Annotated in this window: 12 protein-coding genes and 3 pseudogenes; 5 read left to right on the top strand and 10 right to left on the bottom strand. The window is 38.9% G+C overall.

Annotated elements, in window-relative coordinates; all coding sequences use genetic code 11:
- Positions 1–214 precede the first annotated feature (214 nt).
- Together WYK_RS04395 and WYK_RS23710 are read left to right on the top strand one after the other, a co-directional pair.
- Positions 215–1,544 (top strand): annotated as a pseudogene (locus WYK_RS04395) (polysaccharide biosynthesis protein).
- A gap of 190 nt (positions 1,545–1,734) precedes the next feature.
- Positions 1,735–1,887: a DUF3934 family protein gene (locus WYK_RS23710; protein ID WP_081704755.1), complete on the top strand. Its 153-nt coding sequence runs from the start codon at positions 1,735–1,737 to the stop codon at positions 1,885–1,887.
- Between the two features lie 106 nt (positions 1,888–1,993).
- On the opposite strand, the gene mgrA is transcribed toward WYK_RS23710, so the two are convergent.
- Complete coding sequence (gene mgrA / locus WYK_RS04390; RefSeq protein WP_040373383.1) at positions 1,994–2,989, bottom strand: L-glyceraldehyde 3-phosphate reductase; 996 nt, start codon at positions 2,987–2,989, stop codon at positions 1,994–1,996.
- 251 nt (positions 2,990–3,240) lie between these two features.
- Here mgrA and WYK_RS04385 point away from each other — a divergent pair.
- The 3 genes and pseudogenes from WYK_RS04385 to WYK_RS04380 all read left to right on the top strand — a co-directional run bounded on the left by WYK_RS04385 (position 3,241) and on the right by WYK_RS04380 (position 6,922).
- A pseudogene (locus WYK_RS04385) lies at positions 3,241–5,471 on the top strand (alpha-galactosidase).
- An 82-nt stretch (positions 5,472–5,553) separates the two neighbouring features.
- Positions 5,554–5,709 carry a hypothetical protein gene (locus WYK_RS24810; RefSeq protein WP_161629103.1) on the top strand — a complete coding sequence of 52 codons (156 nt, stop codon included), beginning with the start codon at positions 5,554–5,556 and terminating at the stop codon, positions 5,707–5,709.
- Between the two features lie 190 nt (positions 5,710–5,899).
- Positions 5,900–6,922 carry a tyrosinase family protein gene (locus WYK_RS04380; protein WP_040373382.1) on the top strand — a complete coding sequence of 341 codons (1,023 nt, stop codon included), beginning with the start codon at positions 5,900–5,902 and terminating at the stop codon, positions 6,920–6,922.
- A gap of 72 nt (positions 6,923–6,994) precedes the next feature.
- Here the strand turns inward: WYK_RS04380 and WYK_RS04375 are convergent, their stop codons facing one another.
- The 9 genes and pseudogenes from WYK_RS04375 to WYK_RS04340 all read right to left on the bottom strand — a co-directional run bounded on the left by WYK_RS04375 (position 6,995) and on the right by WYK_RS04340 (position 12,629).
- Positions 6,995–7,900 (bottom strand): phosphotransferase family protein, encoded by a 906-nt coding sequence (locus tag WYK_RS04375; protein WP_040373381.1) that lies wholly within the window; start codon positions 7,898–7,900, stop codon positions 6,995–6,997.
- Positions 7,901–8,347: a hypothetical protein gene (locus WYK_RS04370; protein WP_040373380.1), complete on the bottom strand. Its 447-nt coding sequence runs from the start codon at positions 8,345–8,347 to the stop codon at positions 7,901–7,903.
- Between the two features lie 62 nt (positions 8,348–8,409).
- Positions 8,410–8,862: a GNAT family N-acetyltransferase gene (locus WYK_RS04365; protein ID WP_040373379.1), complete on the bottom strand. Its 453-nt coding sequence runs from the start codon at positions 8,860–8,862 to the stop codon at positions 8,410–8,412.
- A gap of 135 nt (positions 8,863–8,997) precedes the next feature.
- Complete coding sequence (locus tag WYK_RS04360) at positions 8,998–9,897, bottom strand: BclA C-terminal domain-containing protein (RefSeq protein WP_040373378.1); 900 nt, start codon at positions 9,895–9,897, stop codon at positions 8,998–9,000.
- Between the two features lie 114 nt (positions 9,898–10,011).
- On the bottom strand, positions 10,012–10,362 hold the full coding sequence (locus WYK_RS04355) for a DUF3992 domain-containing protein (protein WP_040373377.1): 351 nt from the start codon (positions 10,360–10,362) through the stop codon (positions 10,012–10,014).
- 94 nt (positions 10,363–10,456) lie between these two features.
- The gene (locus WYK_RS26260; protein ID WP_412769691.1) at positions 10,457–10,759 is read right to left on the bottom strand and encodes an S-Ena type endospore appendage; all 303 of its coding nucleotides are present in this window, start codon (positions 10,757–10,759) and stop codon (positions 10,457–10,459) included.
- Complete coding sequence (locus tag WYK_RS24805; protein ID WP_161629102.1) at positions 10,756–10,932, bottom strand: hypothetical protein; 177 nt, start codon at positions 10,930–10,932, stop codon at positions 10,756–10,758. Before WYK_RS24805 ends, WYK_RS26260 begins: the two co-directional genes overlap by 4 nt.
- Before the next feature lie 200 nt (positions 10,933–11,132).
- Positions 11,133–11,822: an amino acid ABC transporter permease gene (locus WYK_RS04345; RefSeq protein ID WP_040373375.1), complete on the bottom strand. Its 690-nt coding sequence runs from the start codon at positions 11,820–11,822 to the stop codon at positions 11,133–11,135.
- 30 nt (positions 11,823–11,852) lie between these two features.
- Positions 11,853–12,629, bottom strand: a pseudogene (locus WYK_RS04340) (ABC transporter substrate-binding protein).
- Positions 12,630–12,738 lie beyond the last annotated feature (109 nt).

Genomic DNA, 12,738 nt, shown 5'->3' with positions numbered 1-12,738 from the left:
TTCCTATTATATAGTATATTTATGTAACGTACAAATATATCACTTTATTGTTATATATTTACTTTTTAACCCGTAATAAGGCATTATCTTTTCTAGTATCCTTTTGTATATTCTAATTATTTAACTCTCAATCATTATAAAAAGGTTGAGACAACAATGAATATTCCACTGCCTGTCTCATACCTTATATAAACACCGAGGAGGAGAGTTGCCAATGCGGGGGTTCTACAAAGGGACGATTATTTTGGTTATTGCCGCTTTTTTCGGAGAATGTATCGAATTTCTGATAAATATGATTCTTGCCCGTGAATTACATGAAGAAGGCATGGGGCAATACATGTCACTTTTGCCCATTTTCTTCTTGATCTATGTGCTTGCGAGTCTGGAATTACATATTTCCGTTTCTAAATTTGTTGCAGAAAACAAACCATCCCTGCATTTCAATTTACTTATTCATGCATTAAAAATGGCTGCCGTCGTGGGCTTGGTTATCTGTGCAATTATGCCGATTATTCTTACCTTTTTGCCATTAATGGATCGATATCACCCACATATAAAATGGCTGTTTGTTGGTTTAATCCCCATCGTGGCTTTCTCATCCATCGCGAGAGGGTATTTTATGGGTGTTCAGCAAATAAGTAAGATTGCGTTATCGAACTTTTTTAAAAAAATATTTCAATTTGGTTTGCTGCTTCTAGTTTTTACATTATTTCAGTATAACCAAAAGGACTCTTTACTCATGTCTTTCTATGTATTAATTGGGAGTGAATTCTTAGTATTTATCTACTTATTCAGCCTATTTATGGTTCATTTACGAGTAATGAAAAGAAGCTCACACACCCTTTCATCAGGAAAAGAAGCACGAAAAAAACTGCTTGAGGTATCGTTACCCACAATGGGTTTGAGAATTTTTCATGCCATTACTAATGCCATCCAGCCTTTTCTAATTCATGCTGCTTTACTCTCCGCCGGTTTTGGAGCCGTTTTAGCAACTGAGCATTTCGGAATGTTGACGGGGGTGGCGATGACGATTGGTTTTTTCCCTGCTTTTATTGCACATTCCTTAATGATTATGCTGATTCCCAACGTGTCTGAGGCTTATAACAAGAGAGATAAAGAGAAACTTCGCGACCTCTTACAGAAATCCATATCGGTTACGATCCTTTATGGCGTCCCTGCAGTTGTTATTATTTACTTTTTTGCGGTAACCTTTAACGTCACTTCTTTTTTCTTCTACATCCGCTTCTCTATACTTAAAATTATTATGTCCCTATTTTCTCTTTCACTTTTTTATCATTCCAATGCAAGCCTATTTAATTGGATTAGGTTTAGTAAAAGATGCATTTGTTCACACTGTATGGTCGCATATTGTTTCATTTATTCTAATGTTCATTCTTGGTTCACAGCCGGCGTTCAACATGGAAGGAATTATAATTGGCATGAATACTGGTGCTGTTTTAATAACTCTTATGCATTATGTAACCATATGTCATAAAATCGGTATCAACCTATGGCTGACAAAGCCGAAGCAAAATGTCTATTAATCTGCAGACCTTTTCATCGTTTTATTGGGACTGTGCATAAACAGTGATATAATGAAACCTTAAGAATAAAATTCTGTACATATTGAATAAGCTGCAGTATATTTCAACATGCTTAGAACATGTAAGCACGCCATAAAGAGATAATGCTAACCAACAATATACAGAGTAACAACACAAATGGAGTGATTTTATGGGAAAAGCTAAAGCAAAGAAACCAACTGGCGGAACTGGTCGTGGAACGGGAAGTAAAGGTTGGAATAGATGGAAAGCTGGAGCTAACAAAGCAAAAAGTGCTAAACCTTATACAAGTAAAGCAAATAAGGAAACTGACAAAACTGAGTAATATGAGTTGATTCGTCAGTGACAACCTGCAAATCATAAAAAACCCGTAGCAGGTTTTGTGTCTGACTAAACAAGAGACACAAGGCCATACATACGGGTTATTTTCATTAAGACTGCGAAAGGATTCTTTCAATTCCCTCAAGTTCTTCTGAGGTAAAACTCAAATTATTTAAAGCAGCTACGTTTTCTTCAATCTGACTAACTTTACTTGCTCCAATTAATGCGGAGGTAACACGTCCTTCACGCAGGACCCAAGCAAGAGCCATCTGCGCCAAGCTTTGATTTCGTTCACGTGCTATATGATTCAATGCAGAAATCTTTGAAATCACATCATCTGTTATCGCTTCTTCAGCTAATGCACCTGATGGTTTTGATGCTCGTGAACCTTCAGGAACTCCTGATAAATATTTGTTCGTTAATAAACCTTGTGCCAATGGACAAAACGCTATCGAGCCTGTACCGCTTTCATGCAGGACATCTTGCAGCCCATCCTCGACCCATCTGTTCAACATAGAGTAGTTTGGCTGATGAATGACTAACGGTGTGCCTAAGCTAGTCAAAATCTCAACGGCTTCTTTTGTTTGTTCCGCATCATAACTGGAAATCCCTACATACAATGCCTTACCTTGGCGAACAATTGAATCCAATGCTCCCATAGTCTCTTCCAGCGGGGTATTCGGATCTGGTCGGTGAGAGTAAAAAATATCAACATAATCAAGCCCCATACGCTTTAGGCTTTGATCAATACTTGCGGTTAGATATTTTTTAGAGCCCCATTCCCCATAAGGGCCTGGCCACATATAATAGCCAGCTTTAGACGATATAATCATCTCATCTCGATAAGGAGCAAAATCTGTCTGTAAGATTTTCCCGAACATTTCTTCAGCTGAACCAGCAGGCGGGCCATAATTATTGGCTAAATCAAAATGCGTGATTCCTAAATCAAACGCCTTTCTCAACATGTCTCTACCATTTTCAAATGTATCGACACCACCAAAATTATGCCATAACCCTAATGATATCGCTGGCAATTTCAGACCTGATTGTCCACACCGATTATATTTCATCGTTTCATAACGATTCGACGCCGCTTGATAGACCATTTTCTTTCCTCTTCTCTAAGTATTTTTTAAAAGTTTTGTAAACCCTTACAACAGTTTACTGTTTTTTGATCGGTAAATCTACTATTTCGATTCCATTCGCTTATACTCACCAGGTATTTGGGTTTATCGATTAGTTTTGTTTATTGAATACTATTCATATAATTGGTACAATTTAGGTGCCGTACAGCTGAGTGACATCTTCCTCGATTGGTTCATTAACATAGTTTCATCAATCTGAAAGAGGTGCAGCAATGACGATTAAAGTGAATCATGAAACAAAAGAATTTCATTTATTTAATGACCATGTCAGCTATATTTTCAGAGTGCTGGAGAAATCCAAGCAGCTTGAGCATCTGTATTACGGGAAAAAATTACTCATCGAGACTCCTTTCACCAGTTAATTGAACGTGAGATTCGTCCTTCATGCAATTTATTTGAAAGTGATCATACTTCTTCTTTTGAACATATCAAACAAGAATACCCAAGCTTTGGTACCTCCGATTACCGATACCCTGCACACGAAATACTTACTCAAAACGGAAGCCGGATTTCCAACTTCCAATATGAAACGTATCAAGTTATACCTGGAAAACCTCCTCTACATCTGTTACCAGCTACCTATGTGGAGAATCCCGAAGAAGCAGAAACTCTAGAAATCACCTTAGTTGATCCTATATTAAAAGGAACACTGATTCTAAGCTATACCATCTTTTCAAACCGAGCAGTAATCTGTCGAAATTCAAGATTTATCAACAATGGGAAAGATGCTTTTTTCCTTGAAAATGTGATGAGCACAAGTGTAGATTTCCCCGATAATGACTTTGAACTGGTCCATCTTACGGGTGCATGGGCTCGGGAGACACATATTGAAACGTCAAAAATCTCCAAAGGGATTCAGACAGTTTATAGTGCAAGAGGGGCTAGTAGTCATACCCATAATCCCTTCATTGCCTTAAAAAGGCCAGAAACCACGGAGCATACAGGTGACGTCTATGGTTTTAGTTTAGTCTACAGCGGAAATTTTCTAGCCCAAGTCGAAGTAGACAGTTATCATGTATCCAGGGTCATGATGGGAATTAATCCGTTTCAGTTTAAGTGGAAGCTCCACCCCGGCGAAGATTTTCAAACGCCAGAATGCGTGATGGTCTACTCCGATCAAGGCTTAAACGGGATGAGCCAAGTTTACCATGATTTATATAAAACTCGTTTGGTTCGGGGGTATTGGCGTGATAGAGTCCGGCCAATAGTAATAAACAATTGGGAAGCAACCTATTTTGATTTTAATGAAGAAAAAATACTTACGATTGCCGACTCTGCAAGTCGCCTGGGAATCGAACTGTTTGTGCTTGATGACGGCTGGTTTGGTGAACGTCATGATGATACAAGTTCATTAGGAGATTGGTATGAAAACAAAAACAAGCTTCCTCATGGAATAAAAGGATTATCTGAAAAAGTAGAACAGTTAGGAATGAAATTCGGCTTGTGGTTTGAGCCTGAGATGGTGTCTAGAAATACAACGATCTTATCTGAGCATCCAGATTGGATGATTGCGACGCCTTATCGGGCCCCTTCCCACGGCCGTAATCAATTTATTTTAGATTTTACTAGAAGTGAAGTAGTAGATTATGTATTTAAATTAATGGATAAAATTTTAGGAGAATCAAAGATATCCTATATAAAGTGGGATATGAATCGTTTTATGACAGAGGTGTATTCCGATCAATTAGGACAAGATCAGCAAGGTGAAGTTAGTCATCGCTATATACTAGGCGTCTATTCCCTGTATGACCGACTTATCGTTAAGTATCCCGAAATACTATTCGAATCTTGTGCGGGAGGCGGCGGGCGATTTGATCCTGGAATGTTGTATTATGCCCCACAAGGTTGGGCAAGTGATAACACCGATGCCATTGAACGCTTAAAAATACAGTATGGGGCATCGTTAGTTTATCCGCTTAATTCGATTGGCAGCCATATTTCTGCCGTTCCCAACCATCAGGTTGGCAGGATTACTCCGCTTGAAACCCGGGCAAATGTTGCCTTCTTTGGAACGTTTGGGTACGAGCTTGATGTCACAAAATTAACCACAGAAGAAAAAGAAATCATTACACAACAAGTTTCTTTTTTCAAACAATATCGTGAGTTAATCAGAACGGGACGCTTTTATCGGCTAGTAACCCCATTCGAAACGAATGAAACAGCTTGGATGGTAGTATCGCCTGATCAAACTCAAGCACTTATTGGCTATTATCAAGTCCTTTCAAGACCCAATGATTATTACTGCCGCCTGAAGTTAAAAGGGTTAAACCCTGAAAAACTATACGAGATAAAGGAGTTAGGTACTACTCATTTTGGGGATGAATTAATGAACGCAGGTATCGTGTTTGCCGACGACTATACCAATCGTGCCTCGGAATACTGGCAGCGAGAAAAAGCTAGTGATTTTTCTTCTCTTCTTTTTTGTTTGGAAGAAGTTAAATAACTCAGAAATTCTTCCTAAAGAGATGTAACGATTACCGAATATCGTTTATAATACAACAATAATCTTTTTAGGCGGTGATTTAATGAACGAATATAAAGTAACGGTAAAGAATGGCTCCTCGACTATTCTAGTAGAGGTAATTAAAGCGGAAGATGAACGAGATGTTTTAGGTACACTCCTTCTAAGCAGTGAATTGTTTAACCAATCTTTCACAGATATCAGGATCTTATCCGTATAAACAGCAAATCATCAACCACCCCATTTCCTTAATGAGGTGGTTGTTCCCTTTTTCTGTATATTTTCCCCTGTAAGTTCACTGCCTATTTTTCCTCATTTCCGCTGATGTACTAGTTCATTTATCGTCCAGTTGCTTAGTATATCTTAAGTTCCGTTTAGCAACTAGACAGACTCTAAAGGAGATACCTTACATGTCAGCTAAGTATAAAGTTAGAAAAAATGTTATTTACCTTACCGATAAAGAGAAAAGAGAGTATGTATCCGCTGTTTTGAAATTGAAAGAAATAGGTGTTTATGATCGTTATGTAGCATGGCATACAGCAGGTGGGAAATTCCAAACACCGCCGAGAGAAAATGAAAATTCAATGACAGAGGACCAAACTTCACCAACAACTAATACCCGTGCTCTTTCCATGAGTCATGGCAGCTCGAGCAGATCTCAACCGAATCAAAAGGATTCACCTGTTCGGGATAGTAGTCACCGCAATGCTGCTCATATGGGCCCAGCCTTTTTACCATGGCATAGAGAATTTCTATTACGTTTTGAATCGGATCTCCAGAAAATTTCTCCGAATATCGTTCTTCCTTACTGGGATTGGGCTACAGATGCTGCGTTAAAAGATCCTACTAATTCGCCTATTTGGAGAAATGATTTTATGGGAGGAAACGGGAATCCTGATAATGACTTCATTGTAGAGAGCGGTCCTTTTGCAGCAGGAAAATGGGAAGTATTAGATGAAGATGGAAGTCTTGCAGGCAGCTTAAAACGTAATTTCCGAGGTAGTGATCAATCCTTAACCTTACCGACTCGAGAAGATGTACGCAACGTGTTATTAGTCACTCCATACGATACCCCATCTTGGGATATGACCAGTAAACCCAGTTTTCGAAATCAACTGGAAGGGTTTATAAATGGTCCTCAACTTCATAATCGAGTTCACGGTTGGGTTGGTGGTCACATGGGCTATGTCCCCACTGCCCCAAACGATCCCGTTTTCTTTTTACATCATGCAAATGTTGACCGGTTGTGGGCTATGTGGCAAATTATTCACCCCGAAAAAAGTTACGAACCAAGAAAAGGCGGACCATATGGACAAAACTATACGGACCGAATGTTCCCATGGGATACTACACCGAAAGACGTAATTAATCACCGCAGGTTAGGATACGTCTATGACGTTGAAATTGAAAGAGCGCGAAGGAAAAAACGTTGAGGTGAATCTGATGAAAACACAGGCTGTTAACGCACAGCTTGTGTTTTTCATACACAGTTCTCCTTGCATAAATTAAAATCGATTCATAAGGCTTATTAAGAACTGGTCAGTTCGTTCAACGATCACATCGTTAGTCAAGTCATTAACACCAAATACCGGCCATCCTGCATATACTTCTGGCGGGCCGCCATCTACTAGGGAAACCAAATCCCAAAATGGATCATACGTAAAGTCCGAACCACCATAACTTTGGTAAGCAGTCAAGAACGCATCCGCAGAAGCAATACCATACAGCCTTGCCAGATTCAGGCGGCAGTGTCCAACATCAATACCCGCTGGCCCCCTGCAAGCATTAACCCAATCTACAACACCGCTGATTTTCCCGTTTTTCCATAAAACATTTGTTGGGTGATAATCCCGGTGTATAAAACAAAGCTTAGTTTCTGGCCGCTGTCCTCTCACAATTTCCAACAGCTTTTTCCATAGTAAAGGTTGACTCGACCACTTCGGAATATTTATGGTCTTTATATCATTATAAGAAAAATAGTTCCAAGCAAACTCGGCTGCTTCCACGGTATGAATTGCCGCTAAGGTTTTTGCCAGCTCATCTATCCAATCATCCATCTTAATTCCAGGCAATAAATCAACCTCCCCTTCAACCTTTGTCATTAAGACTGAAGAGATTCCACAAATATCTCCCGTTTCATCATAAGCAATGATGGCAGGAGTATTCGTCCTAGTTTTGGAAGCTATTCGAAGACTTTCTGCTTCGTGTTTTGCAAGATCCGGCTCCTCTTCAAGCCAACTACGATTCGTAAATCGACGCAGTACATATTCACGTATCTCTCCTTGAATTCCTAGGGAAACACTATAGACATCTGAAGAAGTACTCCCAGGTAAACGGTGGATATCTTCTATAGTTGCTCTAGAATCTACTGAGGAGATCACCCACTGTAGTACTTGAACCGGCAATTTCATTTACCCACTCCCTTTTTCTACTTTCTCTAAAAGTGAATAATCTTTGCTTTTGTTTATTGGTATACTATTTCGTTGGTTGAACAAAGCTAATTCTTGAAACACATCTTCTGGCGTAAAATGAATGATTCGAAGATTGAGTATATGTTTAGTTTGTATTAGCGCACATTGAGTGGACCACCCAACTCGTTTAAACGTTAGTTGTTTCATCTGTTGAGGATTAAGTTCTTTTTTCCAAATAACTAGGGAAAGGAAGAGTACTTGGTAGGTAATCAAGCCCTCGTCTATTCTTAATGTGAAATGAATAAACACTAACAGCAGCATTAAAAAAACTAGTGAAAGTTGAAGATACGCTAGTATTCCAGAGGGAAAATACAAAACCATAGACAGGACGTTGATAAACAGCAAAAAAATCAATTTCCCTCTAAGGGTTTTTGCACTAAAAGTCAATCTTCTCCCCTCCTATGCTAACTAACTATAATCGTCCATTAAACGAAATATGTACAAATTTTTTATAACGCTTGTGAGAGTCGAATCATATCTCTGCACAGAATACCATTTTCAATGATCTCTTCTGCGTAATGGTTTGTAAAAAAGTCTAAATCAACACCCGTTATTCTAAAACCGCATTTTTGATAGAGAGCGAGTGGACCTATACTAGAATTCCCTGTCCCCATTTCAATCGTTTTATAGCCATTTTTCTTGGCTGTGTTAACCGCATCTAGTACTAATTGTTTTCCTACCCCTTTGCCCTGATGCACTTCATCAACAGCAACATTTACTAACTCTACCGTTTCAGGTCTTGTAGGCAGAAGTACATAAATACCAATTATTTGATTTCCTTCTTCAGCAATAAAACATTCTCCCCTAGAGATATAGTCCCTCACTATTTTGGGGGATGGATCCGCTAATAATAATAAATGCATTGGAGGAAGCTCACCAGCTCTTAGTTTTCTAATCAAAATTGTACTCCCAGCTTTTTATTTTTATTTTACCAAATAAATACAGTGTAAATAAAGAACTATTTCCTTATAAGAACAACACCTGCAAAATGCAGGTGGTATATACGGAAGAATATTTAATGCTCGTTAGTTCATCCATTAATTTAAGCGAATGATTGATAACGCAGCACCTAAGGATCCTCCACCTGTCAAAGTTACTGTTGCTATTAGTCCATAAAGCTGAAGTGAAATCGTATCACCAGCCGTTAAATTAGCAAACACATCATTATTATAACTAGATATAGAAAGGGCTGGGGTAATTATAGAACTAGGTATTGGAGTCGACCCATTTAATAACAATCTAGAGCCCGCAAGAAGTGAAGCAGTGGGATTTATTTGATAGGTCAAGTAATAACGACCTGTTACAGGAACAGTAAAAACAGTATTAGCTCCATTAACCGTAAAAGTACCTAAACTTTGATTACTTGGAAGAGGAATGAGTGTGCCTCCGAGTATAACTAAAATTGTAGAACCAGTCGTATTAGATGCGTACATAGAATTTGCCGTAACGATTGGGCCGGTTGTTCCGGTTGTTCCGGTTGTTCCGGTTACCCCGGTCACTCCTGTTGCTCCGGTCACTCCGGTTACTCCCGTTACTCCGGTTACCCCGGTCACTCCTGTTGCCCCGGTCACTCCCGTTGCTCCCGTTATTCCTGTTACCCCAGTTGCACCTGTTGCTCCCGTTATTCCTGTTATCCCAGTTGCTCCTGTTGCCCCAGTTATTCCCGTTGCCCCAGTTACTCCTGTTGCTCCAGTTATTCCCGTTGCCCCAGTTATTCCCGTTACTCCTGTTGTTCCAGTTATTCCCGTTGCTCCAGTTATTCCCGTTGCCCCAGTTACTCCTGTTGCTCCAGTTATTCCCGTTGCTCCAGTTATTCCCGTTGCTCCAGTTGCCCCAGTTATTCCCGTCACACCAGTCGGCCCCGTTGCCCCCGTTTCTCCTGTTGGCCCTGTTGGTCCCAACGGATCGCAGCAAGATGATTTAATACGCGCGCACATATAAATCACTACCCTTGAAATTTTTCCTCTACATTATTTACGAAAACTTTCCCCCTAAGAATTATTTAAAATGGGTAAATTAAAAGAGGCTGACTCATTCATCCTCTTTTAAAACTAGAATTTGTAATTTAGAGAAAAAGCAACATTTACACTGGAAGATGCGCCTGCTTCTCCACCTGATCCTAAAAGTGAAATAGAATTTATATTATCTAATGTAATAGAACGAGCTTCACCCGGAACAACTACAAAATCTGCTATCGCCGTTCCATTTACTGATAATGCTGCGTCTTGACCAACTCCTACGATCCCATTATTTTCGATCATAATTGTTCCATTAATCACATAAGGCGTCACATCTGTCCATACTACTGTGGGGGCCACTGCATCATCTAATTCAAGTGTGAGACACACCGAATCATTTACACCGACTAATTGTTCACCATTACAACTTCCTATTTGAGCCATGTTCTTTTCCCTCCTGGATTGTCGTTTCTATATAATGCTATGTCTTTCTAACCAAAATGTTTGGACAGTTGCGGATTTTTCATTTTGGACAACCTCATTTACAAATATCTTTTGGGTACGCAATAAGAAGACTGTACATCCCGTGGCAAATTTGACTACTATCCCCTTCACAAGTTACCTCTATTTTAGCTATTGAATCTAAAGTAACCGATTTAGACTGGTCCCTTTCAGTTAAGCTAAATAAAACTATATCTGCGTTACCATTTCCATTTGTATCTGCCCTCACTGTCATCTTGTAACCACTAGAATTTAAAACAGTTACAGACCCGGACGGAAGAGGATCTAAACCAATAGAACGCCAGTATTCTTCTGCTTTCCCATTGCATTTTTGCCTTATGTGTCCACAAATATCATCCTTGATTTCCCGTGTTTTTTTTGTTTCTTTTTCCTTTTTGTTCTAGATTTTTGTTTTTCATTAAGAACAGAAGAACTTGAACTATATATATATCTTTCAGGAAAAGGCAGGTGATCTAGATTAATTATTAAATCTATTTCATCCTTATCTGGCATCTCATCCACCTCCCGCGCCTGAGCCTCAGTTGTTTTATAGTATGAAAAACTCCAGGTAATGATTGGCCATTCCCCCATATAACATTCTTTTTTAAACCTTGATTTTCGAAACCATTATTAAGCTGCTTTTTTAAAAGACAAAAAAACGTGTAAAACTGTTGAGAACTTCCAACACATTACACGTTTTTTACACTATGAAATTATAATGCTTGGACATTTTCCTTCTTAATAAACCGTTCCTTTGGTACAGAATCAACATCCAGCCTTGATTCTACTTTACGTAAGATAAAAGATATGAACAGTACCATAACTAGGTAATATAAACCAATTACAATATACGTTTCTAATTGTCGATAATTAGCCGCTGCTTCGCTTAATCCAGATCCCCATAATTCAGCCATTCCTACATAGGCAACCAAGGATGAGTCTTTCAACCCAATGATAAATTGGTTGCCAAGCGGCGGAATCGAACGTTTAAATGCTTGCGGTAAAATGATTTCCTTCATGGTCTGAGCATAACTCATGCCCAGCGAACGACCTGCCTCCATTTGCCCCCGATCAACGGATTGAATCGATCCTCGGAAAACTTCTGCGATATACGCACCATTATGAACCGCTAATGCCAAAGCTCCTGCCCAGAATTGAGAAAGTGTAATAATAGAAGCAATGCCAAAATATAAAATCGCGATTTGAACAATTAAAGGTGTACCCCGAATTATTCCTATATAGATTGATGCTAGAGCGTTCAACCATTTACTCGACGAAATTCGAAAAAAAGCAAATACCAAACCAATGATCGACCCTAATAATAAGGAGGTAAGGGTTAATTTAAATGTTAGAAAAGCAGCTTGGAGAAAAACTTCGTAGGTGTTAAGAAATATTTGTATCATAGCGATCAACCTCCCCGCTTTTGTGCTGTTTTATTCTTCAAGAATATTGCGACCGAACCATTTTTCACTAATTTTTTCATACGTACCATCTTCAATTATTTCAGCGAGAGCCGCATTAATTTTTTCGAGTAATTCTTTATCCTCTTTTCGGACAGCAACCGCTTGGTCATCTTGAGAAAGTGGTTCGCCTATATCTTTTATCTTAATAGCATCTTCCTTCATAACTCGGAACCCAACCATTTGATCAGTGATCACTGCATCTAGCCGACCTGTAGGTAAATCCATAAGAGCGGTAATATCACTATCATATTCAACAATTTTATCTTTATCTGTTAAGGTTTGAGCATGGTCGCTGTAAATACTAGACTTAACAACACCTATTTTTTTACCCTTTAATTTTTCGGCAGACGTTATAGCTGAATTGTCTTCAGCAACAAAAACTTGAGCACCAGATCGATAGTACGTATCCGTAAAATTAACTGCTTTCGAACGTTCTTCTGTAATCGTCATACTACCAATAATTGCATCATACTTTTTGGCTTCCAGGCCTTGAATAATTGTTTCCTATGGATTGGTAACAGGAACAGCCTTCATCCCCATTCTTTTGGCTAATGCTTGTCCAATCTCTACATCAAAACCTGAAAGCTTACCATTTTCTTTATAATTAAAAGGTTTATAGACTCCACTCATTGCGTAATGAAATTCTTTCTTTGAGTTTTTCGTTTCAGTTTCTTTAGAATCTCCACATCCAGCTAGTAATAGCAGCGATACAATAACAAACAAGGTAGATATCCATTTTTTCTTCATGTTACCTCCCCTTTCAAGTATTTTTCACCTAAGACTCATTCCTCACGTTCGCTCCACCCTCCTTTTGCTATCATGATCAAATTTACATTTTCTTCAATTAAATAATATT

Source organism: Peribacillus psychrosaccharolyticus ATCC 23296 (genome assembly GCF_000305495.1).
In the GTDB taxonomy this organism is placed as follows: domain Bacteria; phylum Bacillota; class Bacilli; order Bacillales; family DSM-1321; genus Peribacillus; species Peribacillus psychrosaccharolyticus.
Note: the sequence above shows the minus strand (reverse complement) of the source record. Positions and strands in the feature narration are given on the sequence as shown.